Source organism: Mycolicibacterium confluentis, from assembly GCF_010729895.1.
Taxonomy (GTDB): Bacteria; Actinomycetota; Actinomycetes; order Mycobacteriales; family Mycobacteriaceae; genus Mycobacterium; species Mycobacterium confluentis.
On sequence record NZ_AP022612.1, the window covers coordinates 1,363,545 to 1,387,022 of the forward strand.

Here is a 23,478-nt window from a genome sequence, read left to right on the forward strand (position 1 = left end):
GAGCAACAGGTAAATGCCTGGGGAGCACTACGTCACACCGGTTCCGGTGCGCTGGTCGGACATCGACATGTATCAGCACATCAACCACGCCACGATGGTGACCATCCTCGAAGAGGCACGAGTCCCGTTCCTGTCGGAGGCCTTCGGGCCGACGATCACCACCACCGGGTTGTTGATCGCTGAGGTGAAGGTGTCCTACAAGGGCCAGCTGCGTCTGGTGGACACGCCCCTGCAGGTCACCATCTGGGTGAAGAGGCTGCGCGCCGTGGACTTCACGCTGGGCTACGAGGTGCGGTCGGTCAGCGCCGAGCCGGACTCGCGGCCCGCGGTGATCGCCGAGACGCAGTTGGCGGCGTTCGACATCGAGGAGCAGAAGCTGGTGCGGCTGTCGCCGGACCATCGCGCATACCTGGAGCGGTGGTTGCGGTGATATCCCCCCACCGGGGAAACGGCCGAAGCGACAGCGGGGAGTCCGAATTCGGTCTCTGGCCGGCGGGTCCGGCCGATCGCGCCGATTTGGCGACGTTCACCGACCGGGCGCTGCGCTTGGACGAGGCCGCGGTGGTGCGGCTGCGTGCTCGTGGAGCGGACCGCGTGGTCGCTTGGGTGGCAACGGGTTTCGATGTGCTGGCCAGTAGGGTGGTGCACGGTCGGGTGAATCCGGCTGACCTGTCGGCCGGTGCGGACGCGCTGGCTCGTGGGCTTGTCGCCGCCACCGAACGCGTCGAGCCGGGGTTCCCGATGGACTCGGCGTGGCGCGGGGTGCTGCCGCCGGACAAAGGTTTTGTGCACATCGACGACGTTCCCGCGCGCGTGATGCTCGATCTCGCCGCGCGGGGCGCCGAACTCGCGCGTGAACACGGCAGTGCGCACGGCCCGCCGGCCTCCCTGCTCGATCAGGAGGTGCTTGTCGTCAGTGCACCGGGTGGTGATCTGAGTGTGGGTGTCCCGATGCGCTGCGTCTTCGCGCTGACGGCGATGGGTTTCCTGCCGCAGCGCGCCGAGGCCGTGCCTGCCGACGAGATCGTGCGCGTGCGGATCCTGCCCGCGTGGCTTCGCATCGACGCCCGGTTCGGGTCGGTGTACCGGCGACGGGGCGATCCTGCGGTGGTGCTGCGCTAGACACCTGCGCCGCGGCGCCTTGACGAGCGCGACACTTAAACCGCCGCGAAGACACGCCGTGCGGGCTCGCAATGGTTGAAGTCTCGGCGCCAGCGGCGGGTCAGGTCAGAAGGGGGCGTTCACCATCGACTGCGCGGCCATCTCGAGGTAGTCGAGCAGCGCGCGCCGGTGCGCGTCGTCGAGAGTCTGTGTGTCGATCTCGGCGACCGCGGTGTGCATGCAGCGCAGCCACGCGTCGCGCTCGAGGAATCCGATGCGGAATGGGTTGTGGCGCATGCGCAGTCGCGGGTGTCCACGCAGTTCGGAATAGGTCCTCGGGCCGCCCCAGTACTGCTCGAGGAACATGCGCAGGCGCTCCTCGGCCCCGTCGAGGTCATCCTCGGGGTACAGCGGCCGCAGGATCTCGTCGTCGCGCACCAACTCGTAGAACCGCGAGACGATCTTGGCGAACGTTTCGTGGCCCCCGACGGCGTCGTAGAAGGTCTGCTGTGGCTGTTCCATCTCCACCATTGTGTCTCAGGACGGAATCCGCGCCAGGATCCGGTCGGTGATCACGTCGGGTTCGGTGGTCGCGGTCGGCGAGACGACGGCGATGTCGACCACGACGCTGCCCTTGACTGCCAGAACCCGGTACTGCGGCACACCGGGACCGGCGGTGATGGTGCTCCGCACCGCGACGCGTTCGGGCCCGCCGGTCGGAGTGCCGATGTCCCAGGTGATGGTGCCGCTCGGCGACGTCAGCGTGAATGACCTGCCCGCGCACTGCTGCCACTGGGTGCGGCTGTCGGCCACGAACTTCCTGGCCGCGGCGGCGTCGTCGAAGCCGACCGCGACCTGATCAACGATGGTGACGACGCTGTTGTCGCTGAAGCTGGCCCGCTTGTAGTCGCGACCACCCTTGCCCTCGTACACAGTGTCGATGCCCGCGGCGACCGCACTGAGGCATTCCTCGGGTTCGGCGGTGACGTCCTTGTCGGAACCGGAACCCGAACCTGACCCGCTCGACGACGACGGGGACAGGCCGGGGGTCTTCATGATGGTTCTGACCTCGTCGAGGCTCAGCAGCACGTTGGAGATGTCGACGCGGGACTGCTTCGGTGCGGTGGTTCCGGGCGGCGCTGCGGGGGCAGGCATCGTCAGCGAGGGTTCATCGCCGGCGACCGTCGTCGTGCCGTCGCCCGACCGGTCCGCGACCGTCAGGGTCGCCACGAGCGCGAGCACCGCGAAGACGATGACCGCATACGACAGCGTCATCCCGATCAGCGCGCGCTCGCGGCCGCGTTCATGGCTCTGCTTGATCTGCCCCAGCGCCAGGTGTCCCAACAGCGCCCCGACGGGTGCGAACACGAACGCGAACACGATCGAGAGCGTGGCCAGGGTGTTGGTCTGCTCCGGGGGATAGGGCAGGGGGGAGCCAGGCTGGGGCGGCGGGTAGGCACCGGATGGCGGCGGGTAGGCACCGGATGGTGGCGGGTAAGCGCCCGAAGGCGGCGGGTAGGCGCCCGACGACGGGTAGGCGCCAGGCGGGTACGCACCAGGAGGCGGATAGGCGCCGAGGGGCGGGTAGGCCCCCGACGGCGGGTAGCCACCGGCAGGCGGCGGATACGCGCCCGGATACGGCTGCTGCTGTGCACCTGGGTACGGCTGCGCGTAGGGGTCGACCGGCGCGGGAGCGTACGGATAACCAGGCGGGGGCGTTTCGGGTTGTTGAGGCCCGCCGGGTGGGTATTCGCCGTAGGTCATAGACCTATTCAAGCGGACTCGTGTCCAGGATCACACTCTGCCCCGGTGGTCCGAGGACACTGAAAGTTCACTGGATTGACCTGCGAACATGATCGGAATTGCCGTGCGCATGCGGCGAATCCGTGGTGGACTGTCGGCGGAGGACCAATGGCGCAGCGCAAACGCAACCTGGCGAAACGGGTGGGCCACCGCTCATCCGCCGGCCCGGTCGGGCAGGGGATTGGCGCGCCGCTGCACAGTGTGGAGACCGTCGGAGAGCCTCCGACCGTCGCCCATGACCCCAGCTCCGTATGGGGAAGGCGCCGCGTCCTGCTGCTGAACTCGACCTACGAACCGCTGACGGCGTTGCCCATGCGCCGGGCCATCGTCATGCTGCTCTGCGGCAAGGCCGACGTCGTGCACGACGACCCGAATGGGCCCATCATCCACTCGGCGATGCGCACGGTCGCGGTGCCGTCGGTGATCCGGCTGCGCAGCTACGTGCGGGTGCCGTACCGGGCCCGGGTTCCGATGACCAGGGCGGCGTTGATGCACCGGGACAGGTTCAGGTGCGCCTACTGCGGCAGCAAAGCCGACACCGTCGACCATGTCGTGCCGCGCAGTCGTGGTGGCGAGCACACCTGGGAGAACTGCGTGGCGTGCTGCTCGACGTGTAACCACCGCAAGGCCGACCGGCTGTTGTCCGAACTCGGGTGGGCGCTGCGACGGGCCCCCATGCCCCCGAAGGGGCAGCACTGGCGGCTGTTGTCAACGGTCAAGGAGCTCGATCCGGCGTGGGTGCGCTACCTCGGTGAAGGCGCCGCCTGAGGCGAAACGCGCCTTGTTCTCGAGAGCCGGGCCCGGCTGCGATAGGTTAGGCGCGTGAGTACCGCGCTTACCCATTCCCTGTTGGGCGGGGTCCCGCTGCTCTTGGCGGCGATCCTGGCCCTTCTGACACTGCCGCGCAAGGGGCCGCATCCCGCCTCGTACAACCTTCCCGACGAGTGGACCTACGGCCCGATCCTGTGGGCCGCCACCGACGAGAAGATTGGCGACGCACACGGCCACGGCGCCGACGAGCTGACTGTGGGAGGTGGCGCAAGTGGCAAGTGGTGATCACTCCACGCTGGTGACCGTCGACCCTGAGTCGCTGCCTCGCGGCTGGGCGGTGACGTCCAGCGGTCGCCTGTCGGGCGTCGTCGAACCCGGCGAGCCGTCGGAGACCTACCCGTTCTCGATCAAGGACCGAGTTGCTCTCGACGAGGCCCTGAAGTGGGGTTCGCGGGAGTCCAAGGCCCGTTTTGCGGTCTACATCGGTGACCTGGGCGCAGACCCGGCCGCCGAGGCCCGCAGAATCCTCGGCCGAGTCCCCACCCCCAATGATGCGGTGCTGATCGCGGTGTCGCCCAACCAGCGAGCCATCGAGGTGGTCTACGGCGCCGGCGTGCAGGGCCGTGGGGCCGAGTCGGCCGCTCCGCTCGGGGTGGCCGCCGCCGCCTCCGCCTTCAAGGAGGGCAACCTGATCGACGGACTGGTCAGCGCCGTGCGCGTGCTGTCCGCCGGGATCTCTCGCCCGTAGGTCAACGGGCGCGGGCCGCCCGGTCCGCACCAGCTAAAGGGGCGCGCAGGAATGCGCGCCCCTTTCTTGTTCATCGAGCGTCGACACGCCGCCCGGATTCGCAGACTGCGCGCTCGTCGCACCCCTGCGTATATTGACGCCGATGCAAGACCGGCCGCAGCACGCACCGTGGATTCTGGGCACGCTGCTCGTCGCAGCCGGCGTGGCCAACATCAACATGTCGATCGCCAACGTCGCACTGCCCGACATCGCCAAGGCGTTGGATGCCAGCCAGAGTCAACAGAATCTGATCGCCGACGCGTTCACCATGGCGCTCGCGGCGACCGTGCTCTATCTCGGCGCCGTGGGCGACCGCTACGGTCGAAAATCCCTGCTGATGTGGGGCGCTGCCGTGTCGATTCCGGCGGCACTGATCGCGGCCTGGGCGCCGTCGGTGGAAGTGTTGGTGGCGGCGCGCATCATCGGCGGTGTCGGCGCGGCGCTGCTGTTTCCCACCACGTTGTCACTCATCTCGGTGCTGTGGCGCGGCAGGGCCCGCACCGGCGCCATTGCGCTGTGGTCCGGTGTCGGCGGCAGCACGGCATTCCTGGGCAGCGTGGTGGCCGGCGCGCTGCTGCTGTGGTTCTGGTGGGGGTCGGTGTTCCTGCTGACCGCGCCCTTCGCGGTGGCGTTGCTGGTGATCGGCAGACTCGTGATCCCCGCAGACGAAGACCTCGACACCGAACCCGTCGACCATCTCGGCGGGCTGCTGTCGATCATCGCCGTGGCGGCCCTGGTGCTCGCGGTTCAGGAGGCCACCGAGGGATTTTCGGTGATGCTGGTGGCCCTGGTGGTCGTCGCGGTGGTCGTCACCGCACTGTTCCTGGTACGTCAGCGTTCGGCGCCGCACCCGCTCGTCGACCTCCGGCTGGCCGGGCAGCCCACGTTCCTGATCGCCGCACTGGCGGGCAGCATCGCCTTCGGCGCGCTGATCGGCGGGCTGTACATCGGTCAGCAGTTCACCGCCAATGTCCTGCGGTATGACACCTTTCAGTCGGCGGCGACCACCATCCCGGCTGCGATCTGCTTCCTGGTCGGCTCACCGTTCGCCAGCCGATGGATGACCGAGCGTGGTGGACGTTTCACCCTGACCGTCGGCATCGGATGCATCGGGATCGGCTTCGTGATGATTGCGATGTTGTGGCATCCGGGTTCGTCGGTGTGGGTGGTGTTGGCGCCCTACGCGATCCTCGGAGCCGGCACTGCGTTCGCGGGGGCCGCGGCATCGACCGCCATCATGGCCAGCCTGCCCGCGCAGCGCGCCGGGATGGGTTCGTCGTTCACCGACTTGACCCGCGACTTCGGTGGCGCGCTGATCCAGGCGTTGATGGCCGGCGCGCTGACCCTCACGTATTCAGGGGCGATGATGAGCTCGTACGCTGGCCTGCCCGACGAGGAAGCCGCCCGGATCAGCGAGGAGGCGGCCGAGGGGATCGCTGCCTCCTATCAGAAGGCTGAGTCGGTGGCGGCCAGCTATCCGCCGGCCTCAGCGGAGGGCCTGTTGCGCGATGCGGCGACCGCGTTCTCGACGGGGAAGACCTACGCCTTCGTCATCGCGATCGTGCTTGTCACGGTGGCGCTGCTGGTGGTGTGGCGGTGGTACCCGAGTCGGCAGCGCGAATCCGCGGTGTTCGAGTCCTACGCAGCCGACTGACCTGCCTCACAGCTGCTGGCGTGCCGCCAGCTTGGAGAAGAGGCCGCCCGCCTCGAGAAGTTCCTCCGGTGTCCCCGACTCGGCGATGCCGCCGTCGGCGACCACCAGTACGCGGTCCGCCCGCCGGACCGTCGAGAGGCGGTGGGCGATCACCACACGGGTCGCGCTCGATTCGGTGATGGTGCGCATCACGACGGCCTGTGTCGCATTGTCGAGTGCGCTGGTCGCCTCGTCCAGGAAGATGATCGCCGGGTCGGCCGCCAGCGCGGCGGCGATCATCAGACGTTGGCGCTGCCCGCCGCTGAGCGCCGAACCACCTTCGCCCACTGAGGTTTCCAAACCGAGCGGCATCCCGGCCACGCTGTCCTCCAGTGCGCAGGCGGTGAGCAGCTTCCGCATGCTGTCCTCAGGGATGAGGCGTGGACCGCAGATGCATTCGCGGACTGTGGTTCCCATCGGATCCGAGGACTGCAGCACCACCCCGATCTGGCGTCGAACCGCGGCGACGTCCAATCGGGACAAGTCGGTGCCGTTGTAGCAGACGGCGCCGGACCACGGCTCCTCGAATCCGAGCAGCAGTCGCATCAGGGTCGATTTGCCACTGCCTGAGGGGCCCACGACGGCAACGAACTCACCGGGTCGCACATCGAGGGACAGGTTCTCGAAGAGCGGAGGCCTGTCCGTGCGGTAGCCGAACGTGACTTCTCGCATCGACAGGGCTCCGGTCAGCTGTCCGGGATGCACGACGTCCGGTCGGTTCTCGGCGTCGGCGGCGACAATGGGGTTCAGCCGGGAAAGCTGTGGACCGTACTCCGACAGCGTGATCAGGTTGGAACTCAGCGCCAGCATCGCCACGGTGACTTGTGAGAGTGCCGTGTAGATCGCTAGGAAAGCACCTGGCGCAGTTGCCGATCCGGGTTCGAGTGCAGCCACCGGCAGAATCACCACGGCCGCCACGAAGGTGGTCAGCACCACCGTGGACGCGGCGCTGGTGATCGGTGCACTCAGGGACACTGACCGCAGCTGGCGTCCCATCACCCGGGTGCTCTCACCCTGCAACTGCGCCCATTGCACCAACGCCCGGTCTTCGCGTGCGGTGACCCGCCACGTTCCCAGCGTGCGCAGGATGGACAGCAGCATCGCGTCGGTGCTGGATCGCCGTTCCAGCAGTGCGGGCAACACCGTGCGCTTCTTCCAGTTCACCGCGACCGATCCGGCCAGCACCAGGATCACCGTGAGCGCCACCACGATCCCGACCGAGGCTCCGGCTGCAAACACGAACCCGATGCTGGACAGGCCGAAAACCGAAGAGATCAGCAGGGATACGACGGCGTCGTCGACCGACTGTCGCGCCTGTTGATCAGCCGTGGCGCGGCTGACCACTTCACCGACTGGTCGGGACCGGAAGAAGGCGGCCTTGAGGCGCAGCAGCCGGGCCGTCACCGCATGCGACAGCACCAGATCCATCCGGTCACGGATTCGGACCAACAGGTATCCGCGCAGAAGCGAGACCACCGCAACCGCCGCGCTCGCCGAGGCGAACACCGCCAACAGTACTGTCACCAGATCGGTTCGGCCCTGCGGGATGGCGAGGTTGAAGACAGCCGAGGTGGTGGCCGGCAACAGGAGTGCCCCCAGGCCGCTGGTGACCGCCAACGCCAGGTACAGCCAGACGTCGTGGCGCTGTCGACGCAGCGACCACAACACCAACGACCACCAGTGGGCTGTCGCCGGGAGGTCGATCGCGAATGCCACCGCGTCCGCCGACACTCCGCCCGCGGCATTGCGATCCAACCGACGGGTCTGTCGATCAGGTCCGCGCACCAGCAGCGTCCCTGTTCGCGAGGGCACCACGGCGGCGGGTGTGCCGTCCGTCTCGACGAGCATCGGGCCGGGGACCATGGCACGCCAGTTGCCGCGCAGACGCACCCGCCAGTGCATCCAGGACGACGCCGCGGCCGTGGCGTCGACCGCGGCCAGCAGGGGTTCGGTGGGTTCCGACGGGTCGACCTGAGGGTGCTCCAGCGCTGCGCCGATCACCGACATCGTGTCGGCGAATTGGTCGGAACGCCGAGGCGCCCGGCGGACTGAGGGTTCGGCGAACGCGGTCAAGGCCTCGATGGTCTCATCGAGAGTACCGCCGGTCGTCGTCGACCGATCCGGTTGAATGTGTTCAGCCATATGCCAATTCCGCGAATTGTCCTTCAGTGGAAAGCTCATCGAACGCGCCGCGTTGGACCACCCGGCCGCGCTCCATGACGATGATCTCGTCCGCGTCGCGCACGGTGCTCAGGCGATGGGCGATGAGCAGACATGTGCATCCACGCTGTCGCAGTGCTTGGCCCACCTCGGCTTCCACCACCGGATCCAGCGCGCTGGTCGCCTCATCGAGGATGAGGAGCCCTGGCGCGCGAACGAGGGCGCGGGCGATCGCGATGCGCTGCAGTTCGCCGCCGCTGAAGCCGTGTCCGGTGGCGCTGATCCGTTCGGCAAGTCCGGCGGGGCGGGAGTTGATCGCGTCGGCGACACAGGCGTCGGCCAATGCCCGGTTGATCTGCTCAGTGGAGATGGAGTCGTCGAACATCGTGATGTTCTCGGAAATGGTGCCGGGCATCAGTATTGGGTGCTGCGGTACGTACCCCACGCGGTTCCCCCGGAACCGGCGTGGGAGTGCCAGCCGCGAAACACCGTCCAGCGCGATGACTCCCGACCCTGGCTGCAACTCGCCGACGACCAGCCGTGCCAGGGTGGACTTGCCGCTCCCACTGGATCCGACGACGGCCAGCCAACTGCCGGGCGGCACGTCCAGTGAAAGGTCGGTGAACAGCGGTGGCGCTGAGGTGTCGTCTTGGGTGCCGTAGCTGAAAGTGACATTGCGCAGGGCAAGCGACACCGGGGCGGTTGGTGCTGGGGCGAGACGGTCAGGAGTGTCGACGAGGACTTCCGGGTCCAAGGGAAGCTCTTCGATGTGTGCGGACTGACGGCTCACACTGTTGACCGCCTCCAACAATGCGCCGACTCCGGGGAATTGGCCGGCCAGCACAAGGATCGCCAGAAACAGCGATTGAGTGGCCACCAGCGTGCCCAGCGACAACTCGCCGATCAGCACCAGGTGGGCGCCCAGTGCCAGCACCAGTCCCAGGCCGATGGTTTGGGTGACGGGCGAAATCAGTGCCAGTCGTTGGGCATCCATCGCCAACGCTGAGGTCGTGGTACCCACTGCTGATCGAGATCGACTCCAGCGTTCGAACACCCACTGCTCCCAGGCGGCGGCCTTGATGGTTTCGATGCTGGAGACGATTCCGGTGGTCTCGGCTGAGAGTGCCACCTTGGCGGCGTCCGATCGGGCCTGCAGGCCTCGACGGCGCCGCAACATCACATAACTCAGCACGCTGGAGCCGATCACCACCGTCATCCCGGCCAGGCCCAGCACCACGTTGATGGCGACGATGGCGACCGCGTAGACGACCACCGTGACCAGAGCGAAGGCTGTCAGCGGCAGCAGCAGTCCCGCAGCGAATGCCTGCCGCTGCAATGACGATGCGCGGGCCGTCAGGCCACCGGCGCCCAGCTTCTCGACAGTCGGTATCGGCAGCCGCAGGACATGCCACGCGAACTGCACAGACTGGGCTGCGCTGAGCCGGACGGCGAATCGGGACAGCACGACGTAGACCAGCCAGGTGATCACAGCAGTCGAGGTGAACGCCGCGGTCATGCCGACCAGGACGGGTGTCCGCCAGGCGTCGTTCCCGGCGATCAGGTACTGGTCGATGAATGATCGAATCAGCAGTGGCACAGCGATCCCCGGAACGGTGATCAGCAGGCCCGCGACGGCGGCGTAGACGTAGGCAGACGGACAGGCGGCCACGTGCTGGCGCAGCAGCTGTGCCGAACTGGCCTGGCTGCGTCTCACTTGACCAGCTTCTCGAGCAGCGTGCTGGTGCCGAGGATGACCGACACCTGCGCCAGTGTCCCGGTCGTGATCTCCTTGTCGGGGCCGGAACCGAATGACCATGCGTAGCCGCTGGGGGAGTCCGCGTCGGTGTCGAGGGCCACGTCGACTTCCACCATGGGCCCCTCGGAAAGGAAGTAGGTCGGCAGCTGCTCGTTGCCGCCGACGAGCAGCTGGATCCGCGCGGCCGACACCGGCAGTGCGGCCACCGAGGTGACGGTGCCTGTGACAGTGCCGAATTCGGAACTGGGGACCGATGCCAGCGACACATTCGCCCGCATTCCCGGGCTGATTCGCGTGCCCTGGTCAGCCGGCACGAACGCGACGGCGATGTTGCCGTCCATGGTGGGGTCGATCGTCGTCAGTGTGCTGAGCGCCCCGACGGTGGAGCCGGCATGCACCAGCACCGTGCCGACCAGGCCGTCGGCCGGCGCCTTGACGTCGAGCTCACCCCTGTCGGGATCGGAGAGCGTGACGACCGTCTGGCCGCTGGTGACCTCTTGTCCGGGGGCCACCAGTACCGCGGTGACTGTTCCCGCGGTCGGTGCTCCCACTTCGATGAATCCGTGGGTCGGCACGATCATGGCATTGCCGTTGATCGTCTCCGGTGTCCGACCGAAGGCCGCCCACGCCGTGGCCGCCACCAACAGCAGTGCCACGGCGACGAGTCCGAGCCAGGTCCTCCTGTCGGTGACCGGAAGTCGAGCGATCACCGCATCACTGGGCTGACTGTCGCGGATGTCGTCGGTCGCGGAGGTCGCCATAACCGACATTATTAACGCTCCGGAAGAATCAGTTTCTGTTCCGGAGAGATTCGTGTCGGCCATGCCGCCCGCTGACCTTCTAACGCCGAAAGCCGCTTCTGCAGATCTGCAGAAGCGGCTTTCGGCGTTTGAGGGCTATCCCGCGTCGAACTCCCGTGCCTTGAGGGAACGCACCACGCCGGCCCGGCCCTCGAGTACCAGGCGCCGCAGTGCCGGCGGTACCTCCGGGTCGGCCAGGAACGTGTCGGCGGCCTCGACGGCTTCGGAGCTGATGTCCCACGACGGGTACAGCCCGATCACCACGGTCTGAGCGACCTCGGAGGACCGGCGCTCCCACACCCCGCTGATGGCCTCGAAGTAGCGCGCCGTGAACGCCCGCAGGATCTCGCCCTGCCCGGGTGCCACGAAACCGCCGATGATCGAGCGCGCGGTGATGTTGGCCAAGGTGTCGTCCTCGACCACCTCCTGCCAGGCCGCATCCTTGACCGCCGGCTGCGGACGGGCCGCTGCCGCCGCCGCGGCGCTGCGCTTGCCGGCGGCGGTGTTGTCCGTCGCGGCCTCGGCGTCGATGAAGGGTGTCGCGGTGCCGTCGGCGTCGATCTGGCCCGCACCGGCCAACGCGGTGACGATCCGCCAGCGCAGGTCCGTGTCGATCACCAGGCCGGTCAGGTTCACCTCGGCGGGCTCGTTGTCCAGCAGCGTCGCCAGCACCGCGACGTGGTTGGGCGAGAGCACTGAGGTGCACAGCGCGTTGACGAACGCGAGCTGATGATCCGAGCCCGGCGCGGACTCGCGGGCCAGGTCCAGCAGTCGGTCACCGAAGGCCGGCCAGCCGGTCGACTTCGCCCAGCCGGGCTCGGCGTAGGAACCGAGCGCGGTCTGCGCCTGCAGCAGGAGCCGCTGCGCGACGCCCACCTCGGTCTCGGCGCCGATGCCGCCGATCACCAACTGCACGAAGTCGCGGGCCTTGAGTTCGGCGTCACGGGTCATCTCCCAGGCGGCCGACCAGGCCAGCGTCCGCGGCAGGGGCTCGGAGATGTCGGCGATCCGGGTCAGCAGCGTGTTCAGCGAGTCCGGATCGAGGCGCAGCGAGCAGTAGGTCAGGTCGTCGTCGTTGACGATGATCAGCTTGCCGCGCGAAACACCATGCAGGGCCGGAACTTCGGTGGTGGGTCCCTCGACGTCGAGCTCCTCGCGGTGGACACGGACCAGCTTGCCGGTGTTGTCGTCGTCATAGATGCCGACCGCCAACCGGTGCACCCGAGTCTCCCCGGCGCCTGGGGCGGCACCACTCTGCTCAATGGCGAACCGGGTGAACTTGCCGTCGGCGTCGACGTCGAAGTCGGCTCGCAGGGTGTTGAGGCCGGTTGTCTTGAGCCACTGCTGGCCCCAGGTGGACAGATCGCGGCCGGACGACTTCTCCAACGCGCCCAACAGATCTCCGAACGTGGCGTTGTCGAAGGCGTGTTCGCGGAAGTAATCCCGAAGGCCCGCGAGGAATGACTCCAACCCGACGTAGGCCACCAACTGCTTGAGCACGCTGGCGCCCTTGGCGTAGGTGATGCCGTCGAAGTTCACCTCGACGGCGTGCAGGTCGGGAATGTCGGCGGCCACCGGATGCGTCGAGGGCAGTTGGTCCTGCCGGTAGGCCCAGGACTTCTCGACGGTCGCGAACGTGGTCCACGCCTGCGTGTACTCGGTGGCGTCGGCCTGGCACAGCACCGAGGCGAATGTGGCGAACGATTCGTTGAGCCACAGGTCGTCCCACCACGTCATGGTGACGAGGTCGCCGAACCACATGTGGGCCATCTCGTGCAGCACGGTCTCGGCGCGGCGTTCGTAGAGGTAGCGCGTGACCTTGGACCGGAACACGTAGTCCTCGAGGAACGTGACCGCACCGGCGTTCTCCATGGCACCCGCGTTGAATTCCGGAACGAAAAGCTGGTCGTACTTGCCGAACGCGTAGGGGATGCCAAAGTTCGTGTGGTAGAAGCCGAATCCCTGTTTGGTCTCGGTGAACAGTCGCTCGGCGTCCATGTGCTGTGACAGTGAGGCGCGGCAGAAGAGGCCCAGCGGGATCTCGCCGTGCTCGTCGGAGTACACGTCGCGCCACACCGCGTACGGGCCTGCGATCAGCGCGGCCAGATAGGTGCTCATCCGCGGCGTGGTGGCGAAGGTGTGCCGCTTGGCGCCGCCGTCGGCGTCCTCGACCAGGGTGGTGGCGCCGTTGGAGATGACCTCCCAGTGCGCGGGTGCGGTGACTTGGACGTCGAAGGCGGCCTTGAGATCAGGCTGATCGAAACAGGCGAACATGCGCTTGGCGTCGGCGGTTTCGAACTGCGAGTACAGGTACACCTCGCCGTCGACCGGATCGACGAACCGGTGCAGGCCCTCGCCGGTGTTGGAGTAGCGGCAGTCGGCGTCGATGACGACGACGTTGTGTTCGGCCAGGCCCTGAAGTGCGATGCCGGTCGACTCGTCGTAACCGGACACGTCGATGTCATGCCCGTTGAGGGTCGCGCTGTGGATCCTGTCGGCGGCGATGTCGAGGTAGGTGTCGGCGCCGGCGAGTGCGTCGAACTCGACGGTGGTCACCGACCGGAACACCTTCTCGCTCGGCGCGCCTGCGCCGTCGGTGAGGTCCAGTGAGACGCGGTAGCTGTCGACGGTGACCAGTGCGGCGCGTTCGGCGGCCTGGTCTCGGGTCAGATTGGGAAGTGCCACGCTGTTCAACCTTAGTCCGCGCGACGTCGCGCCACGCGGTTCGCGCAGCTTACGCAGCGGGAGCGGGAACACACATCGGGTACCCCGGGTTGTGCCAAGCGGTGTTGACAACGCGCTGTGATCGGAAAGGATGCGCTTGTGGCCAATAAAGACGGTAAAGATATTGCTGAATTCTGGTTCGATCCGCTGTGTCCGTGGTGCTGGATCACCTCGCGCTGGATTCTCGAGGTCGAGAAGGTCCGCGACATTGAGGTGAAGTTCCACGTCATGAGCCTGGCGGTGCTCAACGAGGGCCGGGATCTGCCCGAGGAGTACCAGGAGGCCATGAAGAAGGCGTGGGGTCCGGTGCGGGTGGCGATCGCCGCCGAACAGTCCAAGGGGCCCGAGATCCTGGCGCCGCTCTACACCGCCATGGGCACGCTGATCCACAATCAGGACAACAAGGACTTCGACGACGTCATCGCCAAGGCCCTCGACGAGGTCGGCCTGCCCGCCGAGTTGGCCGAGGCAGCGACCACCGACAAGTACGACGAGGCGTTGCGGAAGAGCCACCATGCCGGGATGGACGCCGTGGGTGAGGACGTCGGCACCCCGACCATCCACGTCAACGGCGTGGCGTTCTTCGGTCCCGTGCTGTCGCGGATTCCCCGGGGCGAGGAGGCCGGAAAGCTGTGGGACGCGTCGGTGATCTTCGCGTCGTATCCGCACTTCTGGGAACTCAAGCGGTCCAGGACCGAGCGCCCCGAGTTCGACTGACCGATTTGACCTGACTGCGGGCGTCGTTCGCTGAACGGCGCCCGCCTTCGTTTGTGCAGGTCGCGGTGCGGCCAGGGAATGGCCACCGAACTGGGCATTGACGTCCTTCTGATGGTGTGCACACAATCTGAAAACATTCGTTATCAGATTGCGAGGGCTGTTATGAGCGGGCGTCCCATCGAACAGATCGGGTCGAGAACGACATCGCGCCGGCAGCCGCCGCGCGAGCTGCGTGACCTGATGACCACCGTCGGCCTGACCAACGGCGTGGCGAACATCATCATGCAGTTGTCGCTGCCGCCGGTCGGTCACGGCGTCAGCGAGAGCCGAGTCCACTCCGGTAGCCCGCGCCGGTATCCACTCAAGCGGGCCCGCACGACGGGCCAGTACCTCGCGCTCTCGGTGATGGGCAGCGACGAGGACCGCGCGGTCATGCGCGAGGCCGTCGCCGAGGTGCACACCGCGGTCCATTCGCGGGCCGACAGTCCGGTGAAGTACAGCGGCAACAGCCGCGAACTGCAGGTCTGGGTGGCCATGTGCCTGTTCAAGTACTACCTCGACCAGTACACGCTGGTGCACGGCCCGTTGGACGACCACACGCTGGATGAACTGACCCGCGCCGCCGAACCGCTCGCGACCGGAGTCAACGTTCGGTCCAGCGAATGGCCGCAGACGTGGGCGGATTACCAGCGCCGGTGGGACGAGACGCTTCCTGCGCTGTCGATCGACCCGGTGGTGCACCACGAGTTCGAGACGCTGTCGGACCTCACGTTCGTGGGGGAGGCCTGGGGATCAATCGGTTACGCGCTCGCGCGCGTCGGCGGCCCCGCGTATCAGTTCATGACGCGGGCGACGCTGCCGCCGGAGTTCCGCGCCATGATGGGGTGGGACTGGACCGCGGCCGACGAGCGCCGACTCCAGCGTGTCCTCAAGGTGCTGCGGGTGCTCGACACCGTCATCAACCCGTTCGCCCTTCAGCTCTTCTATCGCCTCTACATCGCCGACTTCCGCCTGCGCCGGCGACTGGGCCGACCGGTCCTGGGTGGGCTGCACGTCATCGACACACCCATCCGCGACGGCGGCGGCCTGCGCAGGCTCGCCAGGGCGCGCTTGCGCAAGTCCGTCTGAGACTAGCCATTGCGCGACCCTCGGGGCACCCACCTGCGATGATCACCCGAGGTGATCCACATCGCGGGGGGCGAGATGGTGAGGGACAGCGACGACAGGTGGGAAGTCGACGAGAGCGTCGGAGCCACCGCACTGGGGGCGGCGGCTGTCAGAGCCTACGAAAGCGCCGCGGGGTCACCGCTTTTCGTCGACCCCTACGCTCAACGGTTCCTGGACGCCGCGGCTGAACGGGGCATGACGGTCACACACGGCGGACGCATGCCCGAGGACTTCAGCGACTCCGACCCCGCCCTGGTGGAGTTCGTCCAGACCATGACGAACTACGCGGCCACCCGCACAAAGTGCTTCGACGACTTCGTCGTCAACGCCGCTGTGGCCGGTGTGCGCCAGTTCGTCATTCTCGCCGCGGGTCTGGACACCCGAGCCTGGCGCCTCGACGCGCTGCGTGGCTGCTCGGTGTTCGAGATCGACCAACCCGAGGTGCTGAGGTTCAAGGAAGCGGCGCTGGGACCGAAGGTCGTCCCCGTGGCCTATGACACGTCAGTGCCGATCGACCTGCGTGGCGACTGGCCGAAGGCGTTGCGGGCGGCGGGTTTTCAACAGAGCGATCCGACCGCATGGTCGGCCGAGGGTCTGCTGCCGTACCTGCCCCCGGAGGCACAGGGCAGCCTGTTCGATCGGATCGACGGCCTGAGCGCGTCCGGGAGTCGACTGATCGTCGATGTGTATCGACCCGAGTTCTACGGCGACGCGGCGCTGGAGCAGGCCTTCGAACAGTTGGACCGGGCAGCGAGATCGGGCCTGGAGGCGGACGGTGACGACGGACGGATCTATCAGAAGGATCTCTTCTTCACCGGCGAGCGCATCGACGTCAGCGCCTGGCTGCGTGAGCGTGGATGGGAGGTCAGTGTGCTGCCGTCCGTCGACGCGATGGCGGCGCTGGGCAGGCCCGCCGCGGCGAGCGTGAGCGCCGATGCCCTCAGCAGCGATTTCGTCGAAGCAAAGCGTCTCGACTGAGACTTTCGCCCTAACAGCCCCGAAAAACAACGATTCCGGTTGCGGCGGATTCAAGATCGGTCCAGAGTGCTCGCATGACAGCGCCCGAACCGACCACCGACGGCACCTACCGAGACCGCATCATCGCGGTCGAACCCGGTGGCAACGAGTTCATCGCCGACGCCGACCGGCACGGCAGGCCCAGCCAACTGGTTTGGACGTGGGCGTCGCCCAACCTTGAATTCGCCACGATCTTCCTCGGCGTGCTCGCGGTCGCCTACTACGGAATGAACTTCTGGCAGGCCGCCGCGGGCATCCTGCTCGGCGCCGGCCTCGGCGTCCTCGCGCACGGCGTCCTGTCCGCGCGCGGACCCCGGCACGGTGTGCCCCAGATGGTGTTGGGCCGTCTGCCGTTCGGGTTCAAGGGCAACGCGGTGCCGTCGACCCTGATGTCGATCACCGCCGGAGTGGGCTGGTTCGCGACCAACAGCGTCAGCGGTGCCTTCGCACTCTCGACCCTGTTCGGCATCGGACCGCTGCCCGCCCTCGTGGTGGTGGTCCTCATCCAGACCTCGCTGGCCTTCTTCGGGCACAACCTGGTGCAGGCGTTCGAACGCTTCGCCTTCCCGGTGCTGGCCGTGATCTTCGCGCTCGCCTCGGTGGCGATCCTGGGCAAGTCGGACCTCGGCGCGCCGGCCTTCGAGGACGGGGTCGGCGGACTCGGCGGCTTCCTGCTGACCGTGGGCACGACGTTCGGCTACGTCGCCGGCTGGGCCCCCTACGCGGCCGACTTCAGTCGCTACCTGCCGAAGACCGTCTCGCCGGTCCGCACCGGGTTCTTCGCCGCCACCGGCCTGTTCCTGGCGTGCACGACGCTGGCGATCGTCGGCGCCGCGTCGGTCACCATCGCGACCGACGCCACCGACAACCCGACCGACGCGTTCACCAGTTCACTGCCCGAATGGTTGGCCAGTGCCACGCTGCTGGCCATCGCGATCGGGGCCATTGCGGCCAACGCCATCAATGTGTACTCGGGCGCAATGGCATTCGTCACCACGGGTATCAAACTGCCCGCCCACATCGCGCGCGCCCTGGCGACGGTGTTCTTCGGCGTGGCCGGATTCCTCATCGCGTGGTGGGCCCTGGCCGACGCCGCCGCCAGCTATGAGGCGTTCCTGCTGCTCATCGCGTACTGGATCGGGCCCTGGCTCGGCGTGGTGTTCGCCGACCAGTATCTGCGCCGTGGGCACCGAGTCGAAGGCTTCCTGTACGACCGCAGTTACACCAACTGGCCGGGCCTGGCGTCGTTCCTGATCGGACTGGTGGTGTCGGTGCTGCTGTTCTGCAATCAGGAGCGGTTCGTCGGCTTCGTCGTGCGGGCCGTTCCGGAACTGGGCGACATCACCTTCTTCGTCGGATTCGTGCTCGCCGCCGGGTGCTACCTTGTGTTCTGCCGAGCCAAGATCGAAGCGGAACGAGTTGCGTTGTGACACCTGAGGAGATGCTTGAAGTCGCCGTCGCCGAGGCCCGAAAAGGTCTGGCGGAGGGCGGTATTCCGATCGGAGCCGCACTGTTCAGCGCGGACGGGACACTGCTGGGCAGCGGCCACAACAAGCGAGTCCAGGACGACGACCCGTCGGTGCACGGCGAGACCGACGCGTTCCGCAACGCGGGACGCCAGCGTGACTACCGGTCGACCATCATGGTCACCACGCTGTCGCCGTGCTGGTACTGCAGCGGACTGGTGCGCCAGTTCAACATCGGGGCAGTCGTGATCGGCGAGAGTCGCACCTTCACCGGTGGCCATGACTGGCTGGCCGAGCACGGCGTCGGGATCACGCTGCTCGACGACGAACGGTGCGTCACGATGATGGAGGAGTTCATCACCGCCCGTCCCGAACTGTGGAATGAAGACATTGGAGTGTCCTGAATGAGTGCCATTGCGACGGTCGACATCTCGCGCTGGTATGCCGGTGGCGCCGAGGCCGACGCGTTGGCCGTCGATGTGGATGAGGGCCTGCAGCGCGCCGGGTTCATCGTGATCACCGGCCACGGTGTCGACCCAGACCTGGCGGCCCGAGTCCGGTCCGCCAGTCGCGAGTTCTTCGCACTGCCCGATGAGGTCAAGCAGCGCTACTCGGTGCCCGTCGGCGGGCACGGCTGGATCGGGCCCGGCGCGGAGGCCAACGCCTACGCCGAGGGCACCGAGACGCCGCCGGATCTCAAGGAGAGCTTCAGCCTGGGCGCCGAGACCGCGACCGGTGACCCGGACGTCGACCGAATCTGGTTCGCGCCCAACGTCTGGCCGACCGAGGTGTCCCACCTGCAGGGCCTGGTCGAGGAGTACACCGCCGAGATGCGCCGGGTCTCCGACGATCTGCTGGCGCTGTTCGCCCACGCGCTGAAGCTGCCGCAGAATCCGTTCGTGGACCTCGCAAGCCGGCCCACCTGGACGATGAACATCAACCACTACCCGCCGATGACTGTCGTCGGTGAGCCCGAACCCGGCCAGTTCCGCATCGGGCCGCACACCGACTTCGGCACCGTCACGGTGCTCGACCGCGAACCCGGTGCCGGCGGTCTTCAGGTGTACTCCGAGCAGAACGGCTGGGAGGACGCCCCGTGGCAGCCGGGTGCGCTGACGGTCAACATCGGCGACCTGCTGGAGTACTGGAGCGGTCAGCGCTGGCCGTCGGGACGACACCGCGTGCTGCCGCCGCAACCGGAGGCCCCGGAGGAGGACCTGGTGTCCTTGATCTACTTCTACGAGGCCAACCACGACGCCCTGGTGCACCCCTTGGCGCCGCCGATCGGGCGGGTCGAGGGCCTGGCTCCGGTGGTCTCGGCTGACTTCATCAAGGAACGCCTCGACGCCATCACGGTCGGGTAGGTCGCACCGCGACTTCTTGTCGCGGTGATTTGAACAGTTCTGCCAGCGTAATTCGTGCACTACGGTCACCGGCGATGACTACGCAGATGATACCGAGCGCGGGCCGTGGCCCGCGCGTCGTGCGCGAGGGGGCTTGGCGCACTGTTCATTCCGCACTGGGGGCAGCAGTTCCGACTGTCCTGTGACGCCGCGACTGGAGGTCCGAGACCTCACCAAGCGGTATCAGGGCTCGCACGGCGAGGCGACGGCCGTGCACCCCACCAGTTTTGCGCTTGCGCCCGGCGAGTTCTTCTCCCTGCTGGGCCCGTCGGGATGCGGCAAGTCGACGACGCTGCGGATGATCGCGGGACTCGAAATCCCCAGCAGCGGGTCAGTGCTGCTCGACGGTGAGGACATCACCGCGCAGCCACCCGAACGCCGCGACGTGAACCTCGTGTTCCAGGGCTATGCGCTGTTCGAGCATCTGTCGGTGTGGGACAACGTCGCGTTCGGCCTGCGCCGCAGAAGGACTGGTAGGCAGGAGATTCGGCGTCGCGTCGGCGAAGCGCTGGAGATGGTGGCGCTGACGGGGTTCGAGTCACGGCGGCCGCGGTCGCTGTCCGGCGGTCAGCAGCAGCGCGTCGCGCTGGCTCGGGCGCTGGTCAACCAGCCCAAGGTGCTGCTGCTCGACGAACCCCTCGGTGCGCTCGACCTGCAGTTGCGGGAAAGCATGCAGGTCGAACTCGGCAGGATCCAGCGCGAGACCGGTGTCACCTTCGTCTACGTCACCCATGATCAGGGTGAGGCGCTGTCGATGTCGGACCGCATCGCGGTGCTCAACGAGGGCGCCGTCGAGCAGATCGGTTCTCCGCGCGAGATCTACCGCAGGCCCGCAACCCGATTCGTGGCGTCGTTCATCGGTGTCTCCAACGTGGTCGACGGTGTGGTCACGGGGCGCCGGGACGATCGCGCCGTGCTCCGGACCGGCGACGACGAGCACATCGAACTGCCCGATGACGACCTGGCCGCGGGCACATCCGTCACCTTCACCATTCGGCCCGAACACATCTCGCTGCACCAGACACCCGCCGCTGACGACTCGTTCATCCGGGCCACCGTCACCGACGTCGCCTTCCACGGTGCGGTCACCCGCTACCTGCTCAAGCGCGCCGACGGCACCGAGCTTGTCGCGGTCCGCCCCGACGGCGACGGGCCGTCCCCGGCACCGGGCGAGCAGTGGTGGGCGTCGTGGCCGGCGGCGCACGCCGTACTGATCCCCGAATCCCGAACCGTTTCACCCCACTTCGACGACAGGACATTCGTATGACACGTGTGCACACCCGCCGCACTTTCCTGGCCACCGGCGGCGCCGCTCTGGCCGGCTTCTATCTCGCGGCCTGCAGCGGCGGCAGCGGCAACACCACCTCCTCCACCTCGCCGGTCACTGAGGCGAAGGTCGACGGCGACCTCGACTACATCAACTGGGAGGGCTACATCTCCGACGAGGTCATCTCCGGCTTCGAGCAGGAGTACGGCGTCAAGGTCAACCAGACCTACTTCAGCAGCTTCGCCGACCTGCACAAGAAGCTGGCGGCCGGTCAGCCCTACGACGTGACGGTGACCGCGTCGCAGGACCTGCCGCGCCTGACGCAGAACGGGCTCCTGCAACCGGTCAACCACGACCTCTTCGAGAACCTCGACCAGATCCCGGCGGCGTTCCAGAACCCGCAGCTGACCGACGACGAGAAACTCAACGAGCAGATCGCACGTCACCTCGGCGGTCCATACGCCTACGGCGACGCGGGAATTCAGTGGCTGACCAACCGCGTGCCCGACCCGCAGCCGAGCTACCGTGCGTTCTGGGACGCCCCGGAGCAGGCCGACGGCCACATCTTCCTGTTCGACGACCCGACCTACACGATCGGCGTCGCGCTCGGCGCACTCGGACACCCCGTGCAGTCGAGCGACCCGAGCCAGATCGACGAGGCCGCCGCCGCGCTCATCGAACTCAAGCCGAAGTTGGGCGGATTCACCACGCAGCAGTCGCAGACCAAGGTCGAATCCGGCGACTCCTGGTTGGGCTTCGCCTGGGCCGGAAACATGTACCTGGCGTACAAGGAACTCGCCCAGCCCGAGACGCTGGGTTGGGCCCCGGCGAAGGAGGGCGGCTACAGCGGCAGCGACTTCTGGACCATTCCGGCCTCGGCCAAGCACCCCGGGACGGCGACACTGTTCCTGGACTGGCTGCTGCGCCCGGAGAACGCCAAGAAGAACGTCGACACCATCGCCTACCCGATCCCGACGACAGCGGGCCTGGCCGCCTACGCGGACCTGACCAAGGACATTCCCTGGCTGCAGGTCGACGAGGCGTCCATCGCGGACTTCTCCCGCTGGACCAGGCCTCTCGACCAGCAGACCGCGCAGCGCTGGCAGCAGGCGTGGACCAAGGTGCGCGCTGCGTGACCCCACCCGCGCCGGCCGACGGCCGGAGGGTGCCTCGGCTGTTGGCGCTGCCGGGGACGGTGTGGCTGCTGCTGCTGTTCGTCGTGCCGTTCGGGTTCGTCGTCGCGGCGTCGGTCGGTTCGACCGACGCCGTGGGACGGATCCTCTACGGCTGGTCGACCGCGAACTACGAGTTGGCCTTCGACGGGGTGATCCTGCCCATCGTGTGGCGGTCGGTCTCCTACGCGGCGATCGCCACCGCGGTGTGTCTGGTCGTCGGCTATCCGACCGCCTACGTGATCGCACGCTACGGCGGCCGCTGGCGGACGGCGCTTGTCCTCGCGGTCCTGGTGCCGTGGCTGGTCAGCTACATCATCCGGATCTACGCCTGGCAGCAGCTGCTGGCCGACGGCGGCCTGGCCAACGCGCTGCTGCGGGAAGTAGGCCTGGGGGACAACGGATTTCGGCTGTTGGGTACGTCGGGTGCGGTCGTCACCGGACTGGTCTACAACTACCTGCCCTTGGCGATCCTGCCGATGTACGCCGCCATCGACCGCCTCGATCCGCGTGTGCTCGAGGCCGGTCGAGACCTGTACGGGTCCCGCCGCGCGGTCTTCTGGCACGTCGCGCTTCCCGAGACCCGCGCGGGTGTGGCGATCGCGTCTGGCCTGGTGTTCGTGCTGTCCCTCGGCGACTGGGCCACCGCATCGCTGCTGGGCGGTGCCGACCAGTACATGATCGGCAACCTGATCCAGGACCAGGTGAACAGCCAGGGTTCGCTGCCATTCGGTGCGGTGCTCTCGGTGCTGCTGCTGGCGGTGATCGCGGTCGGCTACGGGGGAGTGCGGTTCGCGACGCTGGCCGTCAGGAGGCCATGGTGAGCACTTTGACGCCCCGGCAACGGCGCAGGCTCGGCGCGGGCGGACCGGGAGCGCTGTTGGTCGCGCCGATCCTGGTGTTGGCTTTCCTTTATCTGCCCGTCGCCGTCGTGATCGTGTACTCGCTGAACTCCAAGCGATCGTTCGCGTCCTTCGGCGAACTGAGCCTCCGCTGGTACGGCGACGCCCTCGGCAACACCGCGATGTGGGCTTCGGCCCTGGTGAGCGTGCGGATCGCGCTCATCGCCGTCGTCGGGGCGGTGGTGCTGGGCACCGCGTTGGCCTTCGCGTTGGACCGACTCGGTCGGCGCACCCAGACGCCCGCCATGCTGCTGGTCACGCTGGTCCTCGTGACACCGGAGGTGTCCTTCGGGTTCTCGCTGCTGCTGCTGTTCACCAGTGTGGCGGTGCCGCTGTCGCTCTGGACCGTGGCACTCGGACATGTGACGTTCGCCATCTCGTATGTCGTGCTGATGGTGCGCGCGCGCCTGGCCCGGATGGAGCGGGACGTCGAGGAGGCCGCCCGCGACCTGGGGGCGGGACCGTGGACGACGCTGTGGCTGGTGGTCCTGCCGCAGCTGCGACCGACCCTGTTGGGGGCGGCGCTTCTGGTGTTCGTCCTGTCGTTCGACGACTTCGTGACCTCGATGTTCACCACCGGAACGGGGACTCCACCGCTGCCGGTCTACGTCTACGGCATGCTCAAAGTCGGCGTCACCCCCGAGGTCAACGCCATCGGCACGCTGTTCCTGTTGATCTCTGTCGGCCTCGGTGTGCTCGGGGTGCTGGTGTCCCGCGTCCGGACCGCCGCAGGTCGCGACGAGGTGCTGATCTGACGAAGTAGGGTATCGGC

The 23,478-nt window shown here is 67.5% G+C and carries 22 protein-coding genes; 16 read left to right on the top strand and 6 right to left on the bottom strand.

The genetic code is table 11. The annotated features are described in order from the left end of the window. Positions 1-13 precede the first annotated feature (13 nt). Together G6N34_RS06470 and G6N34_RS06475 are read left to right on the top strand one after the other, a co-directional pair. Complete coding sequence (locus tag G6N34_RS06470) at positions 14-430, top strand: acyl-CoA thioesterase (RefSeq protein WP_085153011.1); 417 nt, start codon at positions 14-16, stop codon at positions 428-430. Further along, positions 430-1,122 carry a DUF8010 domain-containing protein gene (locus tag G6N34_RS06475; RefSeq protein WP_085153303.1) on the top strand — a complete coding sequence of 231 codons (693 nt, stop codon included), beginning with the start codon at positions 430-432 and terminating at the stop codon, positions 1,120-1,122. Before G6N34_RS06470 ends, G6N34_RS06475 begins: the two co-directional genes overlap by 1 nt. Positions 1,123-1,227: 105 nt before the next feature. Here the strand turns inward: G6N34_RS06475 and G6N34_RS06480 are convergent, their stop codons facing one another. Then, the gene (locus G6N34_RS06480; RefSeq protein ID WP_085153305.1) at positions 1,228-1,623 is read right to left on the bottom strand and encodes a globin; all 396 of its coding nucleotides are present in this window, start codon (positions 1,621-1,623) and stop codon (positions 1,228-1,230) included. Positions 1,624-1,638: 15 nt separating this feature from the next. Next, positions 1,639-2,865 carry a sensor domain-containing protein gene (locus tag G6N34_RS06485; protein ID WP_085153013.1) on the bottom strand — a complete coding sequence of 409 codons (1,227 nt, stop codon included), beginning with the start codon at positions 2,863-2,865 and terminating at the stop codon, positions 1,639-1,641. A 147-nt stretch (positions 2,866-3,012) separates the two neighbouring features. On the opposite strand from G6N34_RS06485, the gene G6N34_RS06490 reads away from it, so the two are divergent. The 4 genes from G6N34_RS06490 (at position 3,013) to G6N34_RS06505 (ending at position 6,116) form a co-directional block, all read left to right on the top strand. Next, on the top strand, positions 3,013-3,672 hold the full coding sequence (locus G6N34_RS06490) for an HNH endonuclease (RefSeq protein ID WP_085153015.1): 660 nt from the start codon (positions 3,013-3,015) through the stop codon (positions 3,670-3,672). A 54-nt stretch (positions 3,673-3,726) separates the two neighbouring features. Then, positions 3,727-3,960: an aa3-type cytochrome oxidase subunit CtaJ gene (gene ctaJ / locus G6N34_RS06495; protein ID WP_085153017.1), complete on the top strand. Its 234-nt coding sequence runs from the start codon at positions 3,727-3,729 to the stop codon at positions 3,958-3,960. Then, complete coding sequence (locus G6N34_RS06500) at positions 3,947-4,423, top strand: DUF5130 domain-containing protein (protein ID WP_085153019.1); 477 nt, start codon at positions 3,947-3,949, stop codon at positions 4,421-4,423. Before ctaJ ends, G6N34_RS06500 begins: the two co-directional genes overlap by 14 nt. Before the next feature lie 142 nt (positions 4,424-4,565). Then, entirely contained in the window at positions 4,566-6,116 is a 1,551-nt protein-coding gene (locus tag G6N34_RS06505) for an MFS transporter (protein ID WP_085153021.1), read from the top strand. Positions 6,117-6,122: 6 nt separating this feature from the next. Here G6N34_RS06505 and G6N34_RS06510 read toward each other — a convergent pair whose 3' ends face one another. The 4 genes from G6N34_RS06510 to pepN all read right to left on the bottom strand — a co-directional run bounded on the left by G6N34_RS06510 (position 6,123) and on the right by pepN (position 13,556). Next, positions 6,123-8,297 carry an ATP-binding cassette domain-containing protein gene (locus tag G6N34_RS06510; RefSeq protein WP_163645333.1) on the bottom strand — a complete coding sequence of 725 codons (2,175 nt, stop codon included), beginning with the start codon at positions 8,295-8,297 and terminating at the stop codon, positions 6,123-6,125. Further along, the gene (locus tag G6N34_RS06515; protein WP_163645335.1) at positions 8,290-10,029 is read right to left on the bottom strand and encodes an ATP-binding cassette domain-containing protein; all 1,740 of its coding nucleotides are present in this window, start codon (positions 10,027-10,029) and stop codon (positions 8,290-8,292) included. The genes G6N34_RS06510 and G6N34_RS06515 overlap by 8 nt, the downstream gene beginning before the upstream one ends. Next, positions 10,026-10,832 carry a biotin/lipoyl-containing protein gene (locus G6N34_RS06520; protein WP_163645337.1) on the bottom strand — a complete coding sequence of 269 codons (807 nt, stop codon included), beginning with the start codon at positions 10,830-10,832 and terminating at the stop codon, positions 10,026-10,028. Before G6N34_RS06520 ends, G6N34_RS06515 begins: the two co-directional genes overlap by 4 nt. 135 nt (positions 10,833-10,967) lie before the next feature. Next, positions 10,968-13,556, bottom strand: coding sequence for an aminopeptidase N (gene pepN / locus G6N34_RS06525; RefSeq protein ID WP_085153028.1), 2,589 nt, complete (start codon positions 13,554-13,556; stop codon positions 10,968-10,970). Positions 13,557-13,694: 138 nt separating this feature from the next. On the opposite strand from pepN, the gene G6N34_RS06530 reads away from it, so the two are divergent. The 10 genes from G6N34_RS06530 (at position 13,695) to G6N34_RS06575 (ending at position 23,461) form a co-directional block, all read left to right on the top strand. Next, on the top strand, positions 13,695-14,312 hold the full coding sequence (locus tag G6N34_RS06530) for a mycothiol-dependent nitroreductase Rv2466c family protein (protein WP_085153307.1): 618 nt from the start codon (positions 13,695-13,697) through the stop codon (positions 14,310-14,312). 162 nt (positions 14,313-14,474) lie between these two features. After that, positions 14,475-15,440, top strand: coding sequence for an oxygenase MpaB family protein (locus G6N34_RS06535; protein ID WP_085153030.1), 966 nt, complete (start codon positions 14,475-14,477; stop codon positions 15,438-15,440). A 75-nt stretch (positions 15,441-15,515) separates the two neighbouring features. Further along, a complete protein-coding gene (locus G6N34_RS06540) occupies positions 15,516-16,457 on the top strand; it encodes an SAM-dependent methyltransferase (protein ID WP_133057781.1) in 942 nt (313 codons plus the stop codon). Positions 16,458-16,531: 74 nt separating this feature from the next. Continuing rightward, the gene (locus tag G6N34_RS06545) at positions 16,532-17,926 is read left to right on the top strand and encodes a purine-cytosine permease family protein (RefSeq protein ID WP_085153034.1); all 1,395 of its coding nucleotides are present in this window, start codon (positions 16,532-16,534) and stop codon (positions 17,924-17,926) included. Then, a complete protein-coding gene (locus G6N34_RS06550; RefSeq protein ID WP_109788554.1) occupies positions 17,923-18,366 on the top strand; it encodes a nucleoside deaminase in 444 nt (147 codons plus the stop codon). The genes G6N34_RS06545 and G6N34_RS06550 overlap by 4 nt, the downstream gene beginning before the upstream one ends. Beyond that, entirely contained in the window at positions 18,367-19,326 is a 960-nt protein-coding gene (locus G6N34_RS06555) for an isopenicillin N synthase family dioxygenase (RefSeq protein WP_085153038.1), read from the top strand. It abuts the gene before it with no gap. A 181-nt stretch (positions 19,327-19,507) separates the two neighbouring features. Further along, on the top strand, positions 19,508-20,632 hold the full coding sequence (locus G6N34_RS06560) for an ABC transporter ATP-binding protein (protein ID WP_085153040.1): 1,125 nt from the start codon (positions 19,508-19,510) through the stop codon (positions 20,630-20,632). Then, on the top strand, positions 20,629-21,768 hold the full coding sequence (locus tag G6N34_RS06565) for an ABC transporter substrate-binding protein (protein WP_085153042.1): 1,140 nt from the start codon (positions 20,629-20,631) through the stop codon (positions 21,766-21,768). Before G6N34_RS06560 ends, G6N34_RS06565 begins: the two co-directional genes overlap by 4 nt. Further along, entirely contained in the window at positions 21,765-22,628 is an 864-nt protein-coding gene (locus G6N34_RS06570; protein WP_163645339.1) for an ABC transporter permease, read from the top strand. The genes G6N34_RS06565 and G6N34_RS06570 overlap by 4 nt, the downstream gene beginning before the upstream one ends. Next, on the top strand, positions 22,625-23,461 hold the full coding sequence (locus G6N34_RS06575) for an ABC transporter permease (RefSeq protein WP_163645341.1): 837 nt from the start codon (positions 22,625-22,627) through the stop codon (positions 23,459-23,461). The genes G6N34_RS06570 and G6N34_RS06575 overlap by 4 nt, the downstream gene beginning before the upstream one ends. The last annotated feature ends 17 nt before the right edge of the window (positions 23,462-23,478 follow it).